Source organism: Nocardia nova NBRC 15556 (assembly GCF_001613005.1).
GTDB lineage: Bacteria > Actinomycetota > Actinomycetes > Mycobacteriales > Mycobacteriaceae > Nocardia > Nocardia nova.
The window spans coordinates 58,191-83,254 of record NZ_BDBN01000026.1; the positions used below are offsets into that span (position 1 = coordinate 58,191).

The 25,064-nt window shown below is 68.8% G+C and carries 20 protein-coding genes; 13 read left to right on the top strand and 7 right to left on the bottom strand.

The genetic code is table 11. From position 1 onward, the window contains the following. Positions 1-419 precede the first annotated feature (419 nt). Positions 420-872: a universal stress protein gene (locus NN2_RS11805; protein WP_030514596.1), complete on the top strand. Its 453-nt coding sequence runs from the start codon at positions 420-422 to the stop codon at positions 870-872. Positions 873-899: 27 nt separating this feature from the next. Here NN2_RS11805 and NN2_RS11810 read toward each other — a convergent pair whose 3' ends face one another. Together NN2_RS11810 and NN2_RS11815 are read right to left on the bottom strand one after the other, a co-directional pair. Next, entirely contained in the window at positions 900-3,278 is a 2,379-nt protein-coding gene (locus NN2_RS11810) for a HelD family protein (RefSeq protein WP_063013050.1), read from the bottom strand. Positions 3,279-3,503: 225 nt separating this feature from the next. Continuing rightward, positions 3,504-4,844, bottom strand: coding sequence for a diguanylate cyclase domain-containing protein (locus NN2_RS11815; RefSeq protein WP_308248195.1), 1,341 nt, complete (start codon positions 4,842-4,844; stop codon positions 3,504-3,506). A gap of 306 nt (positions 4,845-5,150) precedes the next feature. On the opposite strand from NN2_RS11815, the gene NN2_RS11820 reads away from it, so the two are divergent. Beyond that, the gene (locus NN2_RS11820; protein WP_063013055.1) at positions 5,151-6,293 is read left to right on the top strand and encodes a beta-ketoacyl synthase N-terminal-like domain-containing protein; all 1,143 of its coding nucleotides are present in this window, start codon (positions 5,151-5,153) and stop codon (positions 6,291-6,293) included. Positions 6,294-6,422: 129 nt separating this feature from the next. Further along, positions 6,423-9,377 (top strand): excinuclease ABC subunit UvrA, encoded by a 2,955-nt coding sequence (gene uvrA, locus NN2_RS11825; RefSeq protein WP_063013057.1) that lies wholly within the window; start codon positions 6,423-6,425, stop codon positions 9,375-9,377. 88 nt (positions 9,378-9,465) lie between these two features. On the opposite strand, the gene NN2_RS11830 is transcribed toward uvrA, so the two are convergent. Together NN2_RS11830 and NN2_RS11835 are read right to left on the bottom strand one after the other, a co-directional pair. Beyond that, positions 9,466-10,764, bottom strand: coding sequence for a hypothetical protein (locus NN2_RS11830; protein WP_063013059.1), 1,299 nt, complete (start codon positions 10,762-10,764; stop codon positions 9,466-9,468). After that, complete coding sequence (locus tag NN2_RS11835) at positions 10,764-10,985, bottom strand: hypothetical protein (protein WP_030514590.1); 222 nt, start codon at positions 10,983-10,985, stop codon at positions 10,764-10,766. Before NN2_RS11835 ends, NN2_RS11830 begins: the two co-directional genes overlap by 1 nt. Before the next feature lie 211 nt (positions 10,986-11,196). On the opposite strand from NN2_RS11835, the gene NN2_RS11840 reads away from it, so the two are divergent. The 3 genes from NN2_RS11840 to NN2_RS11850 all read left to right on the top strand — a co-directional run bounded on the left by NN2_RS11840 (position 11,197) and on the right by NN2_RS11850 (position 13,753). Beyond that, positions 11,197-12,165: an NAD(P)H-dependent flavin oxidoreductase gene (locus tag NN2_RS11840; RefSeq protein ID WP_063013095.1), complete on the top strand. Its 969-nt coding sequence runs from the start codon at positions 11,197-11,199 to the stop codon at positions 12,163-12,165. A 140-nt stretch (positions 12,166-12,305) separates the two neighbouring features. Then, positions 12,306-13,133 (top strand): class I SAM-dependent methyltransferase, encoded by an 828-nt coding sequence (locus tag NN2_RS11845; RefSeq protein WP_063013061.1) that lies wholly within the window; start codon positions 12,306-12,308, stop codon positions 13,131-13,133. A gap of 5 nt (positions 13,134-13,138) precedes the next feature. After that, positions 13,139-13,753, top strand: a complete 615-nt coding sequence (locus NN2_RS11850; protein ID WP_030518934.1) for a TetR/AcrR family transcriptional regulator — start codon at positions 13,139-13,141, stop codon at positions 13,751-13,753. Between the two features lie 22 nt (positions 13,754-13,775). On the opposite strand, the gene NN2_RS11855 is transcribed toward NN2_RS11850, so the two are convergent. After that, positions 13,776-14,150 carry a DUF1844 domain-containing protein gene (locus NN2_RS11855; RefSeq protein ID WP_030518933.1) on the bottom strand — a complete coding sequence of 125 codons (375 nt, stop codon included), beginning with the start codon at positions 14,148-14,150 and terminating at the stop codon, positions 13,776-13,778. Positions 14,151-14,527: 377 nt separating this feature from the next. On the opposite strand from NN2_RS11855, the gene infC reads away from it, so the two are divergent. The 4 genes from infC (at position 14,528) to NN2_RS11875 (ending at position 16,846) form a co-directional block, all read left to right on the top strand. Beyond that, entirely contained in the window at positions 14,528-15,208 is a 681-nt protein-coding gene (infC, locus tag NN2_RS11860) for a translation initiation factor IF-3 (RefSeq protein WP_030518932.1), read from the top strand. 66 nt (positions 15,209-15,274) lie between these two features. Then, entirely contained in the window at positions 15,275-15,469 is a 195-nt protein-coding gene (rpmI, locus tag NN2_RS11865) for a 50S ribosomal protein L35 (RefSeq protein WP_030518931.1), read from the top strand. A gap of 73 nt (positions 15,470-15,542) precedes the next feature. Then, positions 15,543-15,923, top strand: coding sequence for a 50S ribosomal protein L20 (gene rplT, locus NN2_RS11870; protein ID WP_025348785.1), 381 nt, complete (start codon positions 15,543-15,545; stop codon positions 15,921-15,923). Between the two features lie 71 nt (positions 15,924-15,994). Further along, positions 15,995-16,846 carry a TrmH family RNA methyltransferase gene (locus tag NN2_RS11875; protein WP_063013097.1) on the top strand — a complete coding sequence of 284 codons (852 nt, stop codon included), beginning with the start codon at positions 15,995-15,997 and terminating at the stop codon, positions 16,844-16,846. Between the two features lie 64 nt (positions 16,847-16,910). Here NN2_RS11875 and NN2_RS11880 read toward each other — a convergent pair whose 3' ends face one another. Then, positions 16,911-19,325, bottom strand: a complete 2,415-nt coding sequence (locus NN2_RS11880; protein WP_063013063.1) for an MFS transporter — start codon at positions 19,323-19,325, stop codon at positions 16,911-16,913. Between the two features lie 185 nt (positions 19,326-19,510). Next, complete coding sequence (locus NN2_RS11885; RefSeq protein ID WP_063013065.1) at positions 19,511-20,083, bottom strand: TetR/AcrR family transcriptional regulator; 573 nt, start codon at positions 20,081-20,083, stop codon at positions 19,511-19,513. Positions 20,084-20,227: 144 nt separating this feature from the next. Here NN2_RS11885 and NN2_RS11890 point away from each other — a divergent pair, with 144 nt between their 5' ends. The 3 genes from NN2_RS11890 to pheT all read left to right on the top strand — a co-directional run. Next, complete coding sequence (locus tag NN2_RS11890) at positions 20,228-21,706, top strand: MFS transporter (protein WP_082856924.1); 1,479 nt, start codon at positions 20,228-20,230, stop codon at positions 21,704-21,706. A 375-nt stretch (positions 21,707-22,081) separates the two neighbouring features. Then, positions 22,082-23,155 carry a phenylalanine--tRNA ligase subunit alpha gene (gene pheS / locus NN2_RS11895; RefSeq protein ID WP_063013067.1) on the top strand — a complete coding sequence of 358 codons (1,074 nt, stop codon included), beginning with the start codon at positions 22,082-22,084 and terminating at the stop codon, positions 23,153-23,155. A 55-nt stretch (positions 23,156-23,210) separates the two neighbouring features. Further along, the coding region (gene pheT, locus NN2_RS11900) for a phenylalanine--tRNA ligase subunit beta (protein WP_063013069.1) at positions 23,211-25,064 on the top strand (1,854 nt) is incomplete at its 3' end.

Sequence of the window (25,064 nt, forward strand, 5' to 3'; positions counted from 1 at the left end):
CGGCATTCCGTTTATTACCTCGCATATCCGGTAAGCGCCCGAATCGGTTCCCGCTGCCCGGAATTGTGAGTTCTCACCATCGCGCCCGGGTGTCGTTGTGCACCCGGGCAATCGAGGTCGGCGCAATTGGGGAATACCCCCTTCTGTGACGAAAATCCCAGGGCCACAAGCGGGTTCGCAACTGCGACAACGATCGCAGCGAGATGGGTCTGCGGTCGGGATCCGCGCTGGTGAGACGGCTCGTGCGGCCATCCGGCCGGCTAATGTGGCGTGGGGATCGCGAGGCGCACCGATGTGATGTATTGCGATTGTCGATGATTCCGGCGCGATAACGGTTATGGTCTAGCGCAGTTGCCCGCGCGGGTTTCTGCTCCGGAATTGCGCGCAGGCATCCGCCCACTTGTATGTTTGGAGGAAAGATGACCGCCTACCGGTCCATTGTCGTCGGTACCGATGGCTCGGATTCGTCGTATGTCGCTGTCGAGAAGGCTGCCGCGCTGGCCGGCGACGCGGGCGCCACCCTGTACGTCGCATGCGCGTACTACCCGACCGACGACCGCGATGTGGCCGCTGCGGCCGACGTCCTCAAGGACGAGGCCTACCAGGTGCGCGGCTCGGCGCCCACCAACGAGATCCTGCGCGTCGCGCGGGACAAGGCCGTCGCCGCCGGTGCGACCAACATCGTGGAGCGGGCCGTCGTGGGCGAACCCGTCGAGTCGCTGCTGAACCTGGTCAAGGAGGTGGAGGCCGATCTGCTGGTCGTCGGTAACCGCGGCCTCAACACCCTGACGGGGCGCTTGCTCGGCTCGGTGCCCTCCGACGTCGCGCGCAAGTCGCGCAGCGACGTCCTGATCGTGCACACCGTGCGCTGACGTTCGCCCGACCTGCCGCCCGGGTCCTCAGCGCAATGCGCCGAGGACCTGGGGCAGTGTGCCGGTGTGAACCACCGATAATCGCTGTGTGGCACGGGTGAGCGCCACGTAGAGGTCGTTGAGTCCGCGCGGCGACTCGTCCAGGATGGCCTGCGGCTCCACCAGCACGACCGCGTCGAACTCCAGGCCCTTCACCTCCGCCACCGTCAGCACCTGCACGGATTCGCCCGCCAGCGAGGCGAATTCGCTCACCGTCGCATGTGGGGCGAGCACGGCGGTGATTCCCGGCTCGCCGGCCTCGGCGTCGACGAGTTCGGTGACCGCGGCCAGCGAGCCGCCGGCCGCGACCTGCACGGCCCGCGGCGCAGAGCCGGATTCCCGGACGGAGCGGGGAATGGTCGCCTCCGGGTCGATCGCGGCCAGCACATCGGCAGCGACCGCCATGATCTCGGCGGGCGTGCGATAGTTGACCGTCAGCTCGGTGAGCTTCCAGCGCTGTGCGACATAGGGTTCCAGCATGCGCTGCCAGGACGAGGCGCCCGCCGGATCTCCGGTCTGCGCGACATCGCCGACCACCGTCACCCAGCGATTCGGAATGCGCCGCATCACCATTCGCCACGCCATCTCCGACAGTTCCTGCGCCTCGTCGATGATCACGTGTCCGTAGGTCCAGCTGCGATCGCCGGCAGCCCGCTCGGCGGTCGTCTGGCGGTTGCGCACATGCTGGCGTTCGGCGAGCTGTCCGGCGTCGATCAGGTCGTAGGCCATGAGGATTTCCGGATCCAGGTCGTCTTCGAGATCCTGCGGCGCCGAACCGGTCAGGATGTCGAGCGCCTCCTGCGCCTCGGCCAGCTGCGCGCGCCACCGCCGCCGCGAGCGTTCCCGCTCCTCCGCGTCGTCGATGCCCAGCAATTCCGCCAGCTCGTCGAGCAGCGGCGCGTCCGCCGCCGCGAAAGCGGGCCCACTCGCCGCGTCGAGCGCGCGGAACAGCTCCTTGCGGTCCTCGGCGCTGAGCCGGTCCGCGGCGTGCGCGAGCCGCTCCGGCTCGGCCCACAGGTCGGCGAGCACCTGCTGCGGGGTCAGGATCGGCCACAACTGCGCGATCGCGCGCTGAATGCCGGCGTCGGCACGCATCTCGTCGCGAATCTCGGTGAGGTCGGCCTGGCTCAGCAGATTGCGCCCGGAACTCGACGGCCGCCGGCCCGCGGCGACATCCGCCTCGTCGACGGTGTCGGCGAACTGGTCCTTGCCGATGATCTGTGCCAGCTGGTCGGTCAGCGCGTCGACCACCGAGGCGGCGAAGATCGGGCGGGCGAGGTTGTGCGGGCGGCGCGAGGAGCGCGCCCGGCCGCGCGCACGGGTGGCGATCTTGCGATCCAGCGTCAGCTCGTACCCGTCGAAGTCGAGGCGGACCGGGTCGCGCGGTACCTCCTGCCGGTCGCGCACCGCCTTCTTCAGCACATCGATCATGTCGAGCGAACCCTTGAGTTCGCCCGCGCGCAGCGAATCCTCCAGTGTCGCTTCGACTCCCGGATACAGATTGCCGATCGTGGACAGCAGCACGCCGGTCTCGCCCAGCGACGGCAGCACTTGGCCGATGTAGTCGAGGAAGGTGGAATTGGGCCCGATGATCAGTACGCCGGCCTTGTCGAGCTGCTGGCGGTAGGTGTAGAGCAGATACGCCGCACGATGCAGCGCGACCGCGGTCTTCCCGGTACCCGGACCGCCCTGGACCACCAGCACGCTGCGGTGTTCGGAGCGGATGATGGCGTCCTGCTCGCTCTGAATCGTCTCGACGATATCGGTCATGTGGCCGGTGCGCGCCGCGTTCAACGCGGTGAGCAGGGCGCTCTCACTGCCGACGCCGCCGTCGTCGGAGTCGATCGCGCCGGCCCGCCGTGCCATCTCCAGATCGAGATATTCGTCGCTGATACCGGTCACGTTGCGGTTGCGTGAGCGGATGTGCCGGCGCCGGGTCACGCCGTCGGGGGCGGCGGTGGTGGCGAGGTAGAACGGGCGGGCCAGCGGGGCCCGCCAGTCCAGCAGCAGGGTGTTGTAGTCGTCGTCCTCGTCGAGGATGCCGAGGCGGCCGATGTAGCGGTACTCGCCCTCGGCGCCGTCGTCGCCGGTGTCGTTCGCGGCCAGATCGATCCGGCCGAAGCAGAGCCCGTTCTCGGCGGCGTCGTATTTGGCGAGGTCCTCGGAGTAGAGCTGGGTGAACGATTCGCGTTCGCTGCGGGCCTGCGGCGTGCCGCCCGTCTCGAGCAGCACCGTCTTCAACCGGCGCTGCGCGTACTCCCGCATGCCGTCGAGCCGCTGATACAGCAGGGTGAGATAGCTCTGCTCCCGCTCCAGTTCGGCAGCGCGATCGGTGGCGGGGCGATCCTCGGTGAGGCGGTCGGGCAAAACGGAACTCCTTGTCACCACAGGGGCCGAGCGGGCCGCGCGCGAAGAGAACGGAATCGTCGAGTCTAGTTCGGGTTCGCGGGACTCGCCGTAGTCGCAGGTGAACGCGTCGCGACCACGGTAGTGAAATGTTGCACTACCGGGTCGTCGAACGTCGCCTCGAACTCGGCCGTGCGATCGGGCCGGACGGGCAGCAGCGCGTGTTCGAGGATCATCGCGGATCTTTCAGGAGGCGTGAGTGTTGTTCGGCCGCCGTCCCAGGGCGTTGCTCTCGGAGGTGGCCGGTTTGGCACGGTACATCGCCAGATCGGCGTCGTGCAGCACCGCTTCGGGGGTGCGCGGATCACCCGGGCGCAGCGCGGTGACGCCGATCGACGCCTCGATGTGGATGCGGTGGCCGCGGGCGATGATCGGCTCGGCCATAGTCTGGCGCAACCGGGCGATCAGGCCGTCCAGGTCGTCCGGCTGGGTGCGGCCGGACAGCAGTACCAGGAATTCGTCGCCGCCGATGCGGCCGACCACATCGTCGGTGCGCAGGCCGCGCTGCAGTCGCTGGGCCACGATCTGCAGCACGGTATCGCCTATCGCGTGGCCCAGGGTGTCGTTGATGGCCTTGAATCCGTCGAGGTCGATGAACAAAACGTTCGATACCGGCGACTGTTCGTCGACCCCTAGCGCGGTCGCCAGCCGCGAGAGCACCAGCGATCGGTTGGCCAGCCCGGTGAGCGGATCGTGGGTCGCCTGATATTCCAATTGCCTTCGGCTGGCACGGAATTCGGTGACGTCGTTGAACGAGGAGACGGCCGGCGAGTCGGCTGCGCCCGGGTTGAGCAACCGGCTCGAACCCGACAGCCAGCGCCGCTGCCCGTCCGGGCGGTCCACGCCGAACACGTAGCGGGAGATGGTTTCTCCCGTGGCGAGGGTTCGTGCCACCGGGTGATGGCTCGGGGCCAGCGGCTGGGCGTTCGCGTCGAGCAGCGCCAACGGCAGCGAATCGATGCGGCGGCCGACCAGATTGTCGCCTTCCTGACCGAAGATGCGCAGCGCTGCCGGGTTGATCGATTCGATCCGGCCCTCGCGGTCGATGACGACCACACCCTCCTCGAGTTGCGACACCACGGCCGTGAAATGGTGTTCGGCCCGGCGCTGGGCGGCCTCGGCGCGGCGCTGAGCGGTGAGGTCGTGGATCACCACCTGATAGGCCAGCCGGTTCTGCCAGACGGTGAGCACCGAGACCGTCTCGACGTCGACCGCCTGGCCGTCGCTGCGGATCAGGGTCATTTCCGCTGTCTCGGACGCGTCGCCGGTCTGGTGCAGCCGGTCGATGCGCTCGAGCATCGCGGGCACGTCGTGATGCGCCACGAACTGGGTGACCGGATGCCCGACCACCTCGTCCACTCCGGGGACGGCCAGCAGCCGCACGATCGCCGGATTGGCGTAGACGACCATGCCGTCCTCGTGCACGACGACGCCATCGGGACTGTGCTCGACCAGGGTGCGGTACCGCTGGGCGAGCAGTTCGGCGTCCATCACGGCCTCGGGCCGGTTCTCACCTGCCTCAACCACATGTAACCCCCTGATCATGGTCTGTTCAGGTCAATTGGCGCACGGGATCATTCTGATGGTGACGTACCGCGGATCACAGCGCGGACGGTATTGGTTCGGTCACAGTTCAGGTTCTTATCGGGCCTGTGAGTGATCATGACAGGTGCCCGTTCCCGCGGTATCGGCGGACGGTACGCTGTCGGGTTCGGGTTCGGTCCGGTCGGGGGGCCGGACCGGGTGTTACGCCGGAGGCAGCTGCCCAGGCCGGGTGTAGGAGCGCGAATGCCGAACACAACCCCGATGTCAACTCGAGAATATCAAGATCGTATGCCGATCGCAGGTATCGGCGTCGTCAGCGGTTACGGCTGGGGCAGGGAGACGCTGTGGCGCGGTCTGCACACCGGTAAGGCGGCCGCCGGGCTCTATCCCGGCTACGGCGCCGACCGCGACGAATACGCGTGGATCGCCCTGGTGCCCGACGGCGGCGACGAGTCGCTGAGCCCGAGCCGCTACGCCCGGGCGGTTCAGGAGGCCGCGCGCGAGGCGATCGCCGACGCGACCGAACGAGGCTGGCGGCCGGGCCGCACCGTCGGGGTGATTCACGCGATCGTGCTCGGCGACGTCCGGGATTGGGAGGACTTCTACCTCGCCGACGACAGCCGCCGCCGCTCCCGCGACTATCTGCGCCTGCTGCCGTCGACTCCGATCTCGCTGCTGATGCAGGAATTCGCCTTCCACGGCCCCTCGATGAACGTCTCGGCGGCTTGCAGTTCGGCCAACGTCGCGCTGATCACCGCGCAGATGTGGCTGGATCAGGGTTTCGCCGACGACGTGATCTGCGTGACCACCGACCTGTCGGCGAGCCCCGACATGGTCCACCACTTCGTGCAGATGGGCGCGGCCGTGATCGACGCCGATCCGCTGGAGGCGTGCCGGCCGTTCCAGGAGGGCAGCCGCGGATTCAGCTTCGGTGAGGCGTCGGTGGCGTTCGTGGTCTCCCGGCAGGTGGAGCGGCCGTACTGCGCGATGCTGGGCGGGGCGATGACCAATGACGCTTATCACGTCGTGTCCGTCGACCCCGGTCTGGAGCGGATACTGGACTGTACGCGCCAGGCCCTGGACCGGGCCGGGGTGCGCTCCGGGGACGTGAGCTACTACAACGCCCACGGACCGGGGACCCGGCAGTGCGATGTGGCCGAACGGGCCGTACTGGCGCGGATCTTCGACGACCGCCCGCAGGTCTATTCGATCAAGCCGCTGACCGGACATTGCATGGGTGCGGCGGCCGGCGTCGAGATCGCGGCGACGGCGCTGGGGTACGAACGCGGCGTCGTGGTGGCGCCGCCCATCGTGGCCGAGGCGCATCCTCGCCTGCTGGACGGACCCACCCCGTTCGACGGCGGATTCACGGTGAAGACCTCGCTCGGAATGGGCGGGCACAACTCCGTGGTGGTGCTCGGCCCGGCGTGAGCGCCGGGACCGCTCGGGTCGCGGAACGGGGCCGCTCGCGGTCGTGTCACCGAACTTGTCGGTGGGTGTGCTTAGCATGGCGTCTGGGGAGATTCTGGATGCCGAATTTCGATCGAGAAGGGACAGCCGGTGGCGGATCTGTTGACCGTGCGCGGAGCTCGGGAGCACAACCTGAAGGGAGTGGACCTCGACCTGCCACGCGACAGCCTGATCGTGTTCACCGGACTGTCCGGGTCCGGTAAATCCAGCCTCGCCTTCGACACCATCTTCGCCGAGGGCCAGCGTCGCTACGTCGAATCGCTGTCGGCGTACGCCCGCCAGTTCTTGGGGCAGATGGACAAGCCCGATGTGGATTTCATCGAGGGACTCTCCCCGGCGGTGTCGATCGACCAGAAGTCGACCAACCGCAATCCGCGCTCGACCGTTGGCACCATCACCGAGGTCTACGACTACCTGCGCCTGCTGTACGCCCGCGCCGGAACCCCGCACTGCCCGGTCTGCGGTGAGCTGATCGCCAAGCAGACCCCGCAGCAGATCGTGGATCAGGTGCTGGAGATGGAGCCCGGCACCCGCTTCCAGGTGCTGGCCCCGGTGGTGCGGACCCGCAAGGGCGAATTCGTGGACCTGTTCGACCAGCTGAACACCCAGGGCTACTCCCGGGTGCGGGTCGACGGTGTGGTGTATCCGCTCACCGAGCCGCCGAAGCTGAAGAAGCAGGAGAAGCACGACATCGAGGTCGTGATCGACCGGCTGGCCGTCAAGCCGACTTCCAAACAGCGGCTGACGGATTCGATCGAGACGGCGCTGCGGCTGGCCGACGGCATCGTGGTGCTGGACTTCGTCGACCGCGACGAACACGCCCACGACCGCGAGCGGCGGTTCTCGGAGAAACTGGCCTGCCCGAACGGTCATCCGCTGGATATCGAGGATCTGGAACCGCGGTCGTTCTCCTTCAACTCGCCGTACGGCGCCTGCCCGGACTGCACCGGTCTCGGCATTCGCAAGGAGGTCGATCCGGATCTGGTGGTGCCCGACCCGGAACTGAGCCTCAACGACGGCGCGATCGCCCCGTGGTCGCGCGGGCAGACCGCCGAATACTTCAACCGGCTGCTGTCCGGGCTGTCCGAGGCGATCGGCTTCTCGATGGACGCGCCGTGGAATACGTTGCCGCTCAAGGCCCGTAAGGCGGTGCTCGAGGGCAGCTCCGATCAGGTGCACGTGTCCTACACCAACCGCTACGGCCGCAAGCGGTCCTACTACGCCGACTTCGAGGGCGTGATGCCGTTCCTGCAGCGGCGGTTGGAGAGCACCGAGTCCGAGCAGATGAAGGAGCACTACGACGGGTACATGCGCGATGTGCCGTGCCCGGTCTGTAGCGGTGCGCGGCTGCGCCCGGAGATCCTGGCCGTCACCCTCAACGCCGAAGCCGGACGCCGTTCCATCGCCGAGGTGTGCGATCTCTCGATCCGCGACTGCTCGCGCTTCCTGAACTCGCTCGAGCTGGGGGAGCGGGAGGCCGCGATCGCCGGTCAGGTACTCAAGGAGATTCAGGCCCGGCTGGGCTTCCTGCTCGACGTGGGCTTGGAATATCTGACGCTGTCGCGGGCGGCGGCGACGCTGTCCGGCGGTGAGGCGCAGCGCATCCGGCTGGCCACCCAGATCGGTTCGGGACTGGTCGGCGTGCTGTACGTGCTCGACGAGCCGTCCATCGGCCTGCATCAGCGCGACAACCGGCGCCTGATCGAAACCCTCACGCGGCTGCGGAATCTCGGCAATACGCTGATCGTGGTCGAACACGACGAGGACACCATCCACTCCTCGGATTGGGTGGTCGACATCGGCCCGCTGGCCGGTGAGCACGGCGGCCAGGTCGTCTACAGCGGCCCCTACCCGGGGCTGCTCGAGGATCCGAATTCGCTGACCGGCGCCTATCTTTCGGGCCGCGAAGTGATCGAGGTGCCGCTGGTACGCCGGCCGGTGTCGAAGAAGAAGCAGCTCACCGTGGTCGGCGCGAACGAGCACAATCTGCGCGGCATCGATGTGGCCTTCCCGCTCGGCGTGCTGACCTCGGTCACGGGCGTCTCCGGTTCCGGCAAGTCGACGCTGGTCAACGACATCCTGGCGACCGTGCTGGCGAACAAGCTGAACGGTGCGCGGCAGGTGCCCGGCCGGCACACCCGGATCAATGGTCTCGACCACCTCGACAAGCTGGTGCAGGTCGACCAGTCCCCGATCGGGCGCACCCCGCGCTCGAACCCGGCCACCTACACCGGCGTCTTCGACAAGATCCGCACCCTGTTCGCGGCCACCACCGAGGCCAAGGTGCGCGGCTATCAGCCGGGCCGGTTCTCCTTCAACGTCAAGGGCGGCCGGTGCGAGGCCTGTTCCGGCGACGGCACATTGAAGATCGAGATGAACTTCCTGCCGGATGTGTACGTGCCCTGCGAGGTGTGCCACGGCGCCCGGTACAACCGGGAAACCCTCGAGGTGCACTACAAGGGCAAGACCATCGCCGAGGTGCTCGACATGTCGATCGAGGAGGCGGCCGACTTCTTCGAACCGGTCACCTCGATCCACCGATACCTCAAGACCCTGGTCGATGTCGGCCTGGGGTATGTGCGGCTGGGGCAGAGCGCCCCGACGCTGTCCGGTGGTGAGGCGCAGCGCGTGAAGCTGGCCGCAGAACTGCAGAAACGCTCGACCGGGCGCACGGTCTACATCCTCGATGAGCCGACCACCGGCCTGCACTTCGAGGACATTCGCAAACTGCTCGCGGTGATCAACGGATTGGTCGACAAGGGCAACACCGTCATCGTCATCGAACACAACCTCGACGTCATCAAGACCTCCGACTGGGTGATCGACATGGGTCCCGAGGGCGGCTCCGGCGGTGGCACCGTGATCGCACAGGGCACCCCGGAAGACGTTGCGGCCGTTGCCGACAGCTACACCGGCCAGTTCCTGCGCGAGGTCCTCGACAAGCCCGCCGCACCGGCGAAGGCGACGAAGACCAAGAAGGCGACGGCCGCCAAGTCGGCGGCTGCGAAGCCGGCCGGGCGTCGCAAGACGGCTGCCGTCGGCTGAGCAGCGCGCGGCGGACCCGCTGGTTTCCGGCGGGTCCGTCTCTCAACGATGTCGATCGGTATCAGCGGCCCCGGTAGGCCGCGCTCGATCAGACCGCGTCCCAGCTGTCGGCGCCGCGGCGGCGGCCGAGCTGCCGGCGCCGGAAGAAGACCTCTTCCACCGACACCGAACTGGCAGCCACCGCGCCGGCCACCGTGGTCAGCCGCGGGTCCTCACTGCGTTCGTCCAGATGCCATTGCACGCCCGCGCGGCGTTCCGGCGGCAGCATCGCCCAGCGGCCGCCGATCCGCGCCTGGACCGAATGATCGCCCGCCGCAATGATTTCCAGCAGGACGGGCCACAGATCGGCCTCGGTGGCATGCGAGGGCAGCGCCGCGATGGTGGCGTCGGACTGCTGGGCGAGCATATCGGCCAGCGCCGGCCGCATCGCGGGATCGAGCAGTGCCAGCAGGGCGAACAACCCGCGCCAGGGCGCCGGATCGGAGCAGCCCTCCAGGCCCTGCAGCAGGGCGGCGGCCACCGCGGTATCGGTGAAAATCGGCAGTGCCGCCATCGCCGCCAGGGCGGGCGGGCGCAAGGTGTCGAAGAAGACAGCCATATCGCGCACCGCCCGGCCGTGGATCGCGGTCGTCACCAGATTGCCCAGGAGGGCGGGCGTCCCGACGCCCAGCACGATATCTCCCACGTCGGCGACGACATCGGTATCGCAGCGCGCGAAGATCGACAACGCCGCCAGCCGCAACTCCGGTGACCCGTGCAGGACGGTCTGGATCATGCGCGGCATCCGGCGCGCCGGGCCGTTGAGCAACTGGCGCAGCACGGAGGTCAGGGCGCTGGTGGAGAAGGCGAACGACGCCGAGAAGATCAGGCCTTCGTCGTCGGGAACGCCGCGCTCCACGGCTTCGATCAGCCGGGGTGACGCGTAGCCGAGAAACGGCCCCGCGGTGATGTAGTCGCGCCGGCGCAGCACCTCGTTGACGATCTGCACGATCGGTTCCGGCGGCGCGATATCGGCCAGTTCACCGACCGTGCGCGGGTCCAGGTACGGCGCACAGTCGGCCGCGTAGCCGATGCCGAGCAGTGCGACGGTTTCGGCGGCCTTCTTCGGGTGATCGACGCCCACCGCGCCGGCCGCGCGCCCGGTCAGCGCCGGCGGCACCAGCTTCTGTACCAGCGGCATCGAGATGCCGAGCGGAATGATCGGCACCAATCTGCTGATCCGCTTGAAGGTTTCGGCATGCTGATCGAAGACGATCGCGGCCATCCGCTGCTGCAGTTCGTGCAGATTCCGGGCGCCGAGGCGCTCCAGATGAGCGAGCCGTTCCGGTGGAACGTGCAACGTGCGGGCGAGCAGGATGAGCTGGGCGCGGGTTACCGGATCCGTCATCAGTCCAGCAGGTTCCCGAACATGATCTTCTTCGCCGGCGCCCGCAGCGGCCGCGGCAGGGCGCTGATCATCGAGTCCACCGACTGCGACAGCGCCTGCGCCTCCTCACGACGTGCCTGCGTGAACAGCGACAACAGGTCCGCGCACTCGTGATCGGTCAGTAGATCCGTGGCGGCGATCGGCCCGCCGAGTTCGTGGTCCAGATCTCTTCTGGCGGTCATGCTGCACCCCGGTATTCGTCACGTCTTCCGCTGGAACGTACCCATGAAGACATCCGGCGAATCATAGAAGCCGGCTACCGCGCGGCGAGGGCGGAAATGCCCGCATTGGGGTAAGTCACCGCGAAAAGCGGCGAGTGCTCGAGCACGACAACGACCGGCCGGTCCGCACGCCGCCGTCGTGTCCGCCGCGCACACCTGCGACGATCGGGGCATGGCGATTCCGACCGCATTCACCGAAATCCTCTCCGTCCGCCACCCGATCGTGTCCGCGCCCATGGGTGGCGAAGCGGGCGGGGCCCTGGCCGCCGCGGTCTCCGAGGGGGGCGGTCTGGGGCTCGTCGGTGGTGGTCGCGGCGACCGGGAATGGGTCGAGCGCGAACTGCGACTGGTGCGCGAGAACACCACCGCGCCATGGGGAGTCGGCTTCCTGAGCTGGGCGATCGACCGAGCCGTACTCGACCACGCGCTGTCGTTCGATCCAGCCGCGGTGGTGCTGTCCTTCGGGGACCCGATGCCGCTCGCGGCCGCCGTCCGGGACGCGGGTGCGGTGTTGATCGTGCAGGTCACCGATGCCGACGAGGCGCGGCGGGCGCTGGACGCGGGCGCGGACGTGCTGGTGGCGCAGGGCAGCGACGCCGGTGGTCACTGTGCGGCCCAGGGCATCGGGACGCTGTCGTTCGTGCCGACGATCGTCGATCTGGCGGGTGCCGTGCCGGTGCTCGCGGCCGGTGGCATCGCCGACGGTCGTGCGATCGCGGCCGCGCTGGCGCTCGGCGCGGCCGGGGCGATGGTGGGCACCCGCTTCCAGGCGACCCACGAGGCTCTCGTGCCCGCCGAACTGGGCAAGGCTCTGGTGGGCGCCGCCGGCGCCGATACCGAGGTGAACTGGACGCTCGACATCGCTCGCGGCGCACCGTGGCCGGAGAAATATCCGGCCCGCACCCTGCGCAACACCTTCCTCGACCACTGGCGCGGCCGCGACGACGAACTGCGCAACGACGAGGCGGCCCTGCGCGACTACCGCGAAGCCGCCGCCCGCAACGACGTCACCGCCGTTCCGGTGTGGGCGGGCCAGGCCGTCGACCGGATCACCTCGATCGCTTCGGCCACCGAACTGGTGGGTGTGCTCGCCGCCGAAACCGAAGCGGCGCTGCGCCGAATCACGGTGCGCGAGGACTGAGTTCGACGACGGCGCCGCTGTCCTAGCGCCGTTCACTATCGGGCCGAAATCCGCCTGGACCTTGACCACAGGGCGACGCGTCCATCATTATGAACACACGTTCATGAACAGACGTTCATAATGACTCGAAGGAGACTCCCATGACCGCGATCGTCAATACCGCCCAATCGGAGGCGTGGAACGGGTACGAGGGTGAACACTGGGCCGGGAACGCCGACCGCTACGACGCGGTGAACTCGGGGATCAACGAGCCGTTGCTGGCCGCGGCCGGTATCGCGGCGGGAGATCGGGTCCTCGATATCGGCTGCGGTAACGGTCAATTGACGCGCGAGGCGGCCCGGCGGGCGGCCTCGGCGACCGGAGTCGACCTCTCCGGGCCGATGCTCGCGCGGGCGCGCTCACTCGCCGAAGTCGAAGGCGTGCACAATGTTTCGTTTCATCAGGGCGATGCGCAGGTGTTCGAGTTCGCGCCCGGCTCCTTCGATGTGGCGGTGAGCCGGTTCGGCATCATGTTCTTCGCCGACCCGGTGGCGGCGTTCACCAATATCGCCCGCGCGCTGGGGCCGGGCGGGCGGCTCGCGATCGCCGTACCGGGGATGTCGGATTCCGACGTCAGTGCCGTATTCGCCGCGGCGGCAACACATCTGCCCGGATTCGAGGTGGGGCACGGCTTCAACGCCTTCGCCGATCCCGCGGCCACCGCCGATCTGCTCGGCGCGGCGGGGTTCGCCGATGTCGCGAACGAACTCGTCGTCACCGACAGCGTCTGGGGCGCGGATGTCGACGATGCCACCGAATTCGTCGTGGGCTGGGGGCCGGTGCGGTACCACCGGATGCGCAACGACTTCGCCACCGATGCCGAGGTGCGTACCGCCGTCGCCGCCGCTCTCGCGCCGTTCGCGGGCGACGGTCCGATCCGGTTGCGCTCGGCCTCCCGGCTCGTCACCGCCACCGTCGCACTACCGTAGGTCCCATGTCACCCCGACGGGCGGCGGCGCTGCACGACCGCGACGATCGCGATCTGCGCGCCCATCTGATCGCCACGGCCGAGAAACTGTTCGCCGAACAGGGCAGCGCCGGGCTCACCGTGCGTGCCATCGCGCGGGCGGCCGGGGTGTCCGACGGGGTGCTCTACAACCATTTCGCCGACAAGGAGGAACTGCTCGCCGCGGCGCTGCGGGCCCACGTGGAATCGGTGGATCGGAGCTTCCCGCCGCTGCCCGCCGCCGGTAGCGGCGATCTCGCGGAGAATCTGGCGGTGTGCCTGCGCCAGGGGCTGGCGCTGCATCAGGCGGTATTGCCGGTGTTCGCGGGCCTGATCACCCAGCCCGCGGTCCTCGCCAGATTCGCCGAAACCGAAGGCCGGCAGCGAATCTGGCGCGAGGAATTGGTGGTCTATCTGCGCGCCGAACGCGATCTGGGCCGACTGGCGGCCGACGCGGATGTCGATGCGGCCGCCGCGGTCCTGGTCGGCATCTGCCACGACGCGGTGCTCTCGTCGTTGCTCTCGGGAACGCCGCGTCCGTTCGCGCCGCCCCCGGTCGACGCCGTCGTCGCCACTCTGCTGTCGGGGATCGCCGTGCGGTGATCCGCGCGGCGCACGCCCGAGCTCAGTACACCGGCCCGGTGTACTTCTCGCCCGGTCCCGCACCCGGCGCGTCCGGATGTGCCGACGACTCCCGGAACGCGCGCTGCAGCGACTGCAGACCCTCGCGGATGGGTCCGGCGTGGGGGCCCAGATATTCGACCGACGCCGTCACCAGTCCGGCGAGGGCCGTGATCACGCGCCGGGCCTCGTCCAGATCGCGACGCGGGCTGGAATCGGGGTCCTCGTCGGCGAGGCCCAGCTTCTCGGCGGCCGAGCTCATCAGCATTACCGCGGCCCGGCTGATCACCTCGACGGCGGGGATATCGGCCAACTCCCGCACCGTTTCCGGATCCGCGGACTCACTCAGGGCCGACGGGTCGCCGGCATGCTCGCTCATATCCGTAGCATGTCATCGGGTTCGCGTCGCCGGGTTGCGGGGGCGGCCGATTGGGAGTAGGGGCGCCTCCGGTGTTAAAGTGGTCGGCGACGACCGCCCCGGTCCCGTGCTGGAACCGATCCAGCGCACCGGCTCGGGGCTGTAAGTGGAGCCCGACTCCCACCATCGGCCGGCCTGCGTGCCAGGTTCGATGGTCCGGTCACCCGCCGTATGCGGCGGGTTTCTCGCTCGGATCCGTCCGTGGCGAGGTCGAGGTGGCAGTCCTGTTGGTGGACGCCCGCGGCGACCGGTCGACATTCGGGCCCCGTGGCGGTGAAATACCGCAACGGGGCTTTCGTGTTGGGTATGGGGTTGCAGTTGTTGCTCGCGGTCGTTGGATGACACCGCTTGACCTAGGAGGCCCCATCAGCACTGAGACCCGCATCAACGATCGCATCCGCGTGCCCGAGGTCCGACTCATCGGACCGGGTGGTGAGCAGGTGGGGATCGTGCGTGTTGAAGATGCACTACGCGTCGCCCAAGAGGCTGACCTCGACCTCGTCGAGGTCGCACCGGACGCGCGTCCACCGGTCTGCAAGATCATGGACTACGGCAAGTTCAAGTACGAGACCGCGCAGAAGGCGCGCGAGTCCCGCAAGAACCAGCAGCAGACCGTGATCAAGGAGCAGAAGCTCCGCCCGAAGATCGATGACCACGACTACGCGACCAAACGGGGACACGTGATGCGGTTCCTCGAGGCCGGGTCGAAGGTCAAGGTCACCATCATGTTCCGTGGTCGCGAGCAGTCGCGTCCCGAACTCGGTTTCCGGCTGCTGCAGCGGCTGGCCTCCGACGTCGCCGACCTCGGCTTCGTGGAGACCTCCGCCAAGCAGGACGGCCGGAACATGACGATGGTCCTCGCGCCTCACAAGGGTGCGAAGACCCGGGTCAAGGCGCAGACCGCCGCGCAGCAGACCGCGCAGCGTGGTGCGGCGCCCGGCAGTTCCGCGCCCGCTGGGGGCGACGCTGCGGCCGGTTCGGCGCCCGCGCCGGAAGCCGAAGCGGCCAGCCCGCAGTAAACCGATACAGCACCGGCGGTATCGCACGATGCGATGCCGCCGGAACGAGACAAGATTGAGGAATCCATGCCGAAGATGAAGAGCCACAGCGGCACCTCGAAGCGATTCAAGGTGTCCGGTCGCGGCAAGCTGCTGCGCCAGCAGGCGAACCGTCGCCACCTGCTCGAGCACAAGTCCAGCCGCCGGACTCGTCGTCTGGACGGCACGGAGGTCGTCGCGCCCGCTGACGTCCGTCGCGTGAAGAAGCTGCTCGGTATCTGAGCGCACTCGCGCACCGTTCCCTCTCCCAACCTGTGGGCGCCGCCGCGCCCCTCGATCGAACAAGGACTGACCAGTGGCACGCGTCAAAAGGGCCGTCAACGCTCAGAAGAAGCGCCGTTCCGTGCTCGAGGCCTCCAAGGGCTACCGTGGGCAGCGCTCGCGGCTGTACCGCAAGGCCAAGGAACAGCAGCTGCACTCGCTCACCTACGCCTACCGGGACCGCCGGGCTCGCAAGGGTGACTTCCGCAAGCTGTGGATCGCGCGCATCAACGCCGCGGCTCGGCTCAACGACATCACCTACAACCGCTTCATCCAGGGCCTGAAGGCCGCGGGTGTCGAGGTCGACCGCAAGATCCTCGCCGAGCTCGCCGTCTCCGACGCCGAGGCGTTCGCCGGCCTGGTGGCGGTGGCCAAGGCCGCCCTGCCGGAGGATGTCAACGCCCCGGCCGCCTGAGCTGCGACCAGTTGACCAACACGTCGAAACGACCCGCGGAGCGCGGCTCCGACGACCGGACGAATCCGGAACTGTCGGAACGCAATCCGCGGGTCGTTTCCGCTGTCAAGCTGCACCGCTCGGCATCCCGCCGCAAGACCGGCCTCTTCCTGGCCGAGGGCGCCAATTCCGTGGCCGCGGCGCTGGATACCGAGCGGGTCGAGGAGTTGTTCTACTCGAATCGCGCCGCCGAACGCGAGCACGAACTGGTGGCGACGGCCGCCGCGCTCGGGGTCCGCACCACGCTGGTGAGCGAGCGGGCCGCCGAGCATCTGGGTGAGACGGTCACCCCGCCCGGTTTGGTCGCGGTCTGCCGCCTCGTGGATGTGTCACTGTCGCAAGTCGTTTCGCCGCGGCATGAGGATGCATCGGCGGCAGCAGATGGCGTGCCGGGACTCGCCTCGGGCGCCCGCCTGCTCGCCGTCCCGGTCGAGATCGCCGACCCCGGCAATGCCGGCACCCTGATTCGCGTGGCCGACGCGGTCGGCGCCGATGGTGTGGTGCTGGCCGGTGATTCGGTGGATCCGCACAACGGCAAATGTGTGCGCGCCTGCGCGGGCAGCCTGTTCCATGTGCCGATCGCGCGCGACCGCGATATCGACGCCGTGCTGAACGCGCTGCGCGACAACGACATCACCGTGCTCGCGACCACCGCGCGCGGTGAGGTCGATCTCGACGATGCCGACGACCTGCTGCGTACCGCGGGCGAATCCGGCGGCACCGCATGGCTTTTCGGCAACGAGGCGCACGGCTTGGACCCAGCGGTCGCGGCCCGCGCCGACCACCGCGTCCGCATTCCCATCCACGGCCGCGCGGAAAGCCTGAATCTGGCCGCCGCCGCGGCGATCTGCCTCTACGCCGACGCGCGGGTCCGCCACCGCTGACCTCGTGCCTCGAATATGGCTGTGGGCGCCGGATTTCCGAATCCGGCGCCCACACTCACGTCGATCAGTCGCGCGGGTGCGCCAGCTCGATCACGTGGTTGTCGCCGGTGCCCGCGGCCAGGGTCAGCGTGGAGGTGGTTTCCGGGTAGCCGGACGCCACCACCGTGTAGTCGCCGACCGCGAGGTTGGCGAACAGATAGCTGCCGTCGGCGTCGGTGGTGGTGCTGTCGATCACCGCGCCCGCCGCGTCGACGAGGGTCACCCGGGCATCGCGCAGCGGACCGTGCGCACCGTGCACGACACCGCGCAGCTGCGCGCCGCGCGACAGCACCACGTCGAGCTGGGTGATGCCCTGGCCCGCGACCTCCGCCGGCAACGCCACCGGCTGGAACCTGGCGGCGTTCACCGCGACGGTCACCGGTCCGGGAACCAGTTCGGTCAGCGCGTAGTCGCCCGCGGGCCCGGACGCGCCCGCCGCCAGCACATCGCCGCGGCTGTCGGTGACGATCACCAGCGCATCGGCCACCGGCGTGCCGTCGTCGGCCGCCCGCACGGTGCCGGCCAATCCGCTCATACCGCTCAGCCGCACATCGTGTTCCAGCGGCCGCGTGCCCACCGTGATCGGCGTGGCCTGCGGCTGGAATCCGTCGGCCGAGGCGATCAGCACATAGGAACCGGGTTCCGGGGCGTCGAGCGCGTAGTGCCCGTCGCCGCGGGCGATCGCACGGCCGATCTGGCGGCCGGTGGGGGAGATCAGGGTGAGCGCGGTGCGCGTCACCGGCGTGCCGTCACCGGCGAGGACACGGCCGTGGACCATGATTCCGGTGCTCACGAACTCCTCCGGGACCAGGCCCGAGGCGTCCTCGGCCATGACCTGGGCCGAGAGCACCGGTTCCGGCCCCGACTCGGCGGCCTGCGCCAGCGCGCCGGTGGTCCGCAGCGCGACCTCCTTGATGAACAGCGTCAGCAGGAAGGCGACGAGCGCGATGGGCGCCGCGATGAGGAACACGTCGGCGATGCCGTGACCGTAGCCGTCCTCGACGACCGTGCGGACCGGACCGGGCAGCGCGGCGATGTCCGGAATCCGGCTGCCGCCGCCCATGGCCTGCGCCGCGGCCGGGTTCAGGTGGCTCAGACCGTCGCTGATGTAGTCCTTCACCCGCTCGGCCATCACCGCGCCGAGCGCCGAGACGCCGATCGCACCGCCGAGGCTGCGGAAGAACGTCACCAGCGAGCTGGCCGCGCCGAGTTCGTGCGGCGCCACCTGGTTCTGGGTGCACAGCACCAGGTTCTGCATCGTCATACCGATGCCCAGGCCCATCATCGCCATGTAGATCGCGACCAGCCAGTAGTTGGTGTCGTAGCGGATGGTGCCGAGCAGGCCCAGACCGGCGGTCACCAGCAAGCCGCCGGTGACCAGCCATGCCTTCCACCGGCCGGTGCGGGTGATGATCTGGCCCGACACCGTCGAGGAGATGAACAGGCCGCCGATCATCGGGATGGTCATGATGCCCGACATCGTGGGCGATTCGCCGCGCGCCAGCTGGAAGTACTGGCTGAAGAACACGGTGCCCGCGAACATCGCGACACCGATGAACAGCGAGGCGGCCGAGGCGAGGCTGATGGTGCGGTTGGCGAACAGGTGCATCGGCACGATCGGCTCGGCGGCCCGCAGTTCGGCGAAGACGAACAGCAGAGCCAGCGCGACGGCGCCGAGCACCATCGTCAGGGTCTGCCAGGAAGCCCATGCGTACTTGTCGCCGGCGAAGGTGACCCACACCAGCAGCAGGCACACCGCCGCGGTGACCAGGAAGGCGCCCAGCCAGTCGACCTTCACCTCGCGCCGGGTGACGGGCAGGCGCAGCGTGCGCTGCAGCACGATCAGCGCGACCACCGCGAACGGCACACCGACGTAGAAGCACCAGCGCCAGCCCAGCCAGCTGGTGTCGGTGATGACACCGCCGAGCAACGGGCCGCCGACGGTCGCCACCGCGAACACCGCGCCCAGGTAGCCGCTGTAGCGGCCGCGTTCGCGCGGGGAGATCATCGCGGCCATCACGATCTGGGCCAGCGCGGACAGACCGCCGGCGCCGATGCCCTGCACCGCGCGGCAGGCGATCAGCATGCCCGGGTTCTGCGACAGACCCGCGACCACCGAGCCGGCCACGTAGATCAGCAGTGCGATCTGGACGAGTGCCTTCTTGCTGAACAGGTCGGCGAGTTTGCCCCACAGCGGGGTGGTGGCCGTCATCGCGAGCAGGGAGGCGGTGACGACCCAGGTGTAGGCGGACTGTCCGCCGCCCAGCGTGCCGATGATCTTCGGCAGCGCATTGGTCACGATCGTGGAGGAGATGATCGCGACGAACATGCCCAGCAGCAGACCGGAGAGGGCCTCCATGATCTGCCGGTGCGTCATCGCCGCCGTCTCACCCGATTCTGGGGATCTGCGCGCGGCGTCGTTCGCAGAGGTGATTGCCATCGTTCTCTTTCCGGAAGCGTTGATGCGGCGGTCGGCCGGTCGCCGATGTCGCCGCATCACAAGTGTTCGGGGGATATCAAACAAGTTGATTAACGAAAGTAACTATAATCCTGGGAGAACGCTGCGCAAAGGCCGAACGCCTGGTGTGTTCGATCACATCCGGGCGCGGCGGGCGAAACGGCTGGTCAGTCGTCCTCGAAGCAGGCGTTGATTTCCTCGGCCCAGCGGGTCGGCACCGCATCGGGTCCGATCACCTGCATGGCGGTCATCACGGTGATGAGCATGCCGGTGGCCATGAACTGGCGGGCATCGTCGGCGTCGGCGCCGGTGAGTTCGCGGACCAGGTCGTAGATGCGCCCGAACCGCTCGCGGACGTGGTCGCCGATCGCGGGATCGGCGCTGGCGGAGAAGCCGTGCAGCAGCAGGAGCGGCAGTTCCCGTTCGGCGAGGAAGGTCTCGTAGCCCTGGCCGAGCGCCTTCAGTGCTTCCTGTGGGGTCGCGTTCGCCGGTGCGTCGGCGCGCGCGGCGCGGAAAACCTCTTCGATCCGCGCGCAGGACCGATTGACCGCGGCGACGAACAAGCGTTCCTTGGTGCCGAACAGCCGGATCACATAGGGCTGCGACACACCGGCGAGGCGGGCGATCTCGTCGGTTTTCGTTGCGGCGTAACCGGTTTCGGCGAATGCGGTGACCGCAGCGGCCAGTACCTGCTCGCTGCGCTCGGCTGCGGTCAGCCGCGTGCGGGTCGAGTCCGCCATGGTCCTCCTCGCGATCGTCCGACGGTCACGGTAGCGCGGTGCGGGCGGGAATCGAGCCCGGCATCGCTACCTGTTGACATGTTATCAGTGGATGCATACTCTTTCGGCATCAAGTTATCAGTCGATAACAACAAAGGATCTGCGATGACCTCCACCCTCGAAACCACCCCCCGTGCCGGCACGGCCGGCTCCCTCCGCCGACCGCTGGGCGCGGTCCTGGCCGCCGTCGGCATCCCGATGTTCATGGTCGCCCTGGACAACCTGGTCGTCACCAACGCGCTGCCGGTGATTCGCACCGAACTGAACGCCTCGCTGAGCGACCTGCAATGGTTCGTCAACGCCTACACCTTGTCCTTCGCGTCGCTGCTGCTCACGGCCTCCGCGCTCGGCGACCGCTTCGGCCGGCGCCGGATATTCCTCGCCGGCATCGCGCTGTTCACCGCCGCGTCGGCGGCCTGCGCCCTGGCCACCGAGCCGTGGATGCTGGTCGCCGCCCGCGCGATCCAGGGATTCGGCGGCGCGGCGGTCATGCCGCTGTCGCTGACGCTGCTGTCCGACGCGGTGCCGGAGAAGATGCGTAGTGCCGCCATCGGCATCTGGGGCGGCATCTCCGGACTGGGCATCGCGGTGGGACCGGTGGTCGGCGGCGCTGTCGTCGGCGGCCTGAGCTGGCAGTGGATCTTCTGGCTGAACGTGCCGATCGGCATCGCGGTACTGCCCTTCGCGGCCCGGGTGCTCGGTGAATCCTTCGGCGGCGCACGACGTTTCGATCCGCTCGGGCTGGTCCTGTCGGCGGGCGGGGTGCTGGCGATCGTGTGGGCGGTCGTGCACGGCGCCGACGACGGCTGGACCTCCGCGCCGGTGCTGAGCGGACTGCTCGGCGGGGCCGCGCTGCTGGCCGCCTTCATCGCCTGGGAAATGCGAACCCCGGCCCCGATGCTGCCGCTGCGACTGTTCCGGTCGCGTGCCTTCCGGGTCAGCAACATCACCAGCTTCACCTTCGCGGTCGGCGTTTTCGGCGCGATCTTCCTGATCTCGCAGTACTTCCAGGTCGTGCGCGGCTACAGCCCCTTCGAATCCGGTCTGCGCACGCTTCCCTGGACCGCCGCGCCGATGGTCGTGGCGCCCCTGGCGGGCCTCGTCGTCGGCCGGATCGGCGCCCGCACCCTGCTGGTGGCCGGGCAGGCGATGCTCGCCGGGGCCCTGGCCTGGATGGCGACGGTGAGCACGGTCGACGCCGGCTACGGCTCGTTCATCGGCGCCATGGTGCTCGGCGGGGTCGGCATGGGCTTGACCTTCGCGCCCAGCGCGACCGTCGTGATGGCGAGTGCCGCCGCCGAGGATCGGGCCATGGCCTCGGGAACGAACAACACCGTGCGCGAAGTGGGCGTCGCGATCGGTGTGGCGATTCTGGCCTCGATCTTCGCCTCGCACGGGTCGTATGCGAGTCCGCAGGGATTCGTCGACGGGCTGGTCCCGGCCGTGTGGACCGGCGCGGTGATCGTGGCGGCCGGGGCGGTGATCGTCCTGCTGCGGTTGCCCCGGCACCTCGTCGCGATCGAGGCGCCGGCCGGCGCGCGGGAATCGGACCGCGACGCTGTGACCGTATCGGCCGACGCATGACATCGGGCCCGGCGCGCCGTCGGTGAGCGGTAGGCCCGGTCCGCATCGATCGGCGAGGCCGGGCCGGACGCCGGGGAATGCGTACCCCATATATCGGCTCGCAGGACAGCCTGCTCAGGCGCGTCGCCCGGATCTCGGGCGGCGCGCCTTTCCCTGTCGCCGCCTCCGATGGACCGATTGCCGGTGTTCGGGCCGATGCCGCGGAACGTCCGAACGCCGGAAATATCCGTGTGAGGCGGCCTGCCGACATCGCCTACGATTCGACCAGCGACAATAGTTGGCATCGCATAGTCGTGTATCGCATGTGCCGATGCCCGATGTGCGGATGCAGGCAACCGCACGGACCCGACCAGCCCAGGGGAGAGACGAACCATCGTGGCCGACGAGAAGGATGCAGCCGAGCAGTCAGCGACGCCGGCGGAGGCGCTCAGCGAAGAGGCTCTCTCCGCTGCTGCCGCCGCCGCGGAGAAGGCGTTCGCGGCCGCGGCCGACCTGGATGCGCTCGCCACCGCCAAGACGGAGCATATGGGCGGCAAATCGCCGATCGCCCTGGCTCAGCGGGCGATGGGCGGGCTGCCCAAGCAGGACAAGGCCGACGCCGGTAAGCGCGTGAACGTGGCCCGCGGCCGGGTCTCGGACGCCTTCGAGGCCCGCCGCGCCGAGCTACTCGCCGAACGCGACGCCGCCGTCCTGGTCGCCGAGGCGATCGACGTGACGCTGCCGGCCCGGCGCGGTGCGATCGGCGCACGTCATCCCATCACGGTGATCTCCGAGCAGATCGAGGACGTCTTCGTCGGCATGGGCTGGGAGGTCGCCGAGGGCCCCGAGGTCGAGACCGAGCACTTCAACTTCGACGCGCTGAACTTCCTGCCCGACCACCCGGCCCGCACCATGCAGGACACCTTCCACGTAGCGCCGGAAGGCTCCCGCCAGGTCCTGCGCACCCACACCTCCCCGGTCCAGGTGCGCTCGATGCTGTCGCGCGAGCTGCCGATCTACGTGGTCTGCCCGGGCCGCACCTTCCGCACCGACGAACTCGACGCCACCCACACCCCGGTCTTCTCCCAGGTCGAGGGTCTGGCGGTGGACAAGGGACTGACCATGGCGCATCTGCGCGGCACCCTGGACGCGTTCGCGCGGGCGCTGTTCGGTCCCGACACGCGAACTCGCATGCGGCCCAACTACTTCCCGTTCACCGAGCCCTCCGCCGAGGTCGATGTGTGGTTCCCGGACAAGAAGGGCGGCGCCGGCTGGGTCGAATGGGGCGGCTGCGGCATGGTCAACCCGAAGGTGCTGATCGCCAGCGGTATCGATCCCGAGGTCTACAGCGGATTCGCCTTCGGTATGGGACTCGAACGCACCCTGCAGTTCCGCAACGGCATTCCGGATATGCGCGACATCGTCGAGGGCGATGTGCGCTTCACGCTGCCGTTCGGCATCCGCGCCTGAGTCCGGCCCTCAATCCACCACCCGAGAACCTTCATACGAGGAAGCGAAACGTCACGTGCGAGTAGCGCAGTCCTGGCTGACGGAAACCCTGCAGCGGACCACCCCCGGCTGGTCGCTGACCCCCGAGGAGCTCGACGCCGGTTTCGTCCGCGTGGGCCTCGAGGTCGAGGAACTCGACACCCTCGCGCCGGTCACCGGCGATATCGAGCACCCGCTGGTGGTCGGCCGGGTCGCCGAGATCACCGAGCTGACCGAGTTCAAGAAGCCGATCCGCTTCTGCAAGGTCGATATCGGCAAGCCGGAACTGCAGGAGATCGTCTGCGGCGCGCGCAATTTCGCGGTCGGTGACCTGGTGGTGGTGGTGCTGCCGGGCGGCGTGCTGCCGGGCGGATTCGCGATCAGCTCGCGCAAGACCTACGGCCACGTCTCCAACGGCATGATCTGCTCGGTCGCCGAACTCGGTATCGGCAAGGACCATTCGGGCATTCTGGTGCTGGAGCCGGGCACCGCCGAACCGGGCGCCGACGCCAACGAACTGCTCGGCCTCGACGACACGGTGATCGAACTCAACATCACCCCGGACCGTGGCTACTGCTTCTCGGTGCGTGGCCTGGCGCGCGAACTCGCCTGCGGCTTCGATCTCGATTACGCCGATCCCGCGGTGCGCACGCTGCCCGACGACGAGGCCGACGCGTATTCGGTGACCGTCGAACCGGAATCCGGCTGCACCCGCTTCGCGGTGCGCAAGGTCACCGGCGTCGACCCGAACGCGGTGAGCCCGTGGTGGTTGCAGCGCCGGCTGCTGCTGGCGGGTGTGCGGCCGATCTCGCCCGCGGTGGATGTCACCAACTACGTCATGCTCGAACTGGGCCAGCCGCTGCACGCCTTCGATGCGGCGAAAGTGACCGGGCCGCTGGTGATCCGGCGCGCGCACACCGGTGAGACGTTGCGCACGCTCGACGAGGTCGAGCGGGTGCTGGACGCCGAAGATGTCGTCATCACCGACGATTCGGGCGTGATCTCGCTGGCCGGCATCATGGGTGGCGCGAGCACCGAGGTCGGCGACGCCACCACCGACATCCTGCTGGAGGCGGCGACCTGGAATCCGCTGGCGGTCTACCGCACCGCGCGCCGGCACAAGCTGGTGTCGGAGGCGGGTAAACGCTACGAGCGCGTCGTCGATCCCGAGATCAACGTCGCAGCGCTCGACCGCGCCGCCACGCTGTTGGCCGAAATCGCCGGTGGCACAGTGGAACCCGTGCTGACCGACGTGCGGCTCCCGGTGCCTGCCGTCGAACCGATCCGGATGGATATCGATCTGGCCGACCGCACCGCGGGCGTGGTCTATCCCACCGGCACCTCGGCGCGCCGGCTCGCGCAGATCGGCTGCGCGGTCGAGGTGAGCGTCAGCGAGACCGGCCACGGTCAGCTGGTGGTGACCCCGCCGAGCTGGCGGCCGGACCTCGTCCAGCCCGCCGATCTGGTGGAGGAGGTGCTGCGGCTCGAGGGCCTGGAGCAGATTCCGTCGGTGCTGCCGACCGCTCCGGCCGGGCGCGGCCTCACCGCCGTGCAGCGCCGTCGCCGCGCCGTGAGCCGTGCGCTCGCCTTCTCCGGATGTGTGGAGGTGCCCGCGCCGATCTTCATGACCGCCGGGGTCTTCGACACCTGGGGTCTGGACGCCGACGATCCGCGCCGCGACACGATGCGCGTGCTGAACCCGCTCGACGTGGAGAAGGCGGAACTGGCGACCACGCTGCTGCCCGCCCTGCTCGAGGTGGCCGCCCGCAACATCTCCCGGGGTGAGCGCGATCTGTCGATCTACGGCATCGCCCAGGTCGTCCTGCCCGGTCCGAACACCCGCGGGGTGGCCGAACTGCCGGTCGACCGCCGGCCCACCGACGAGCAGATT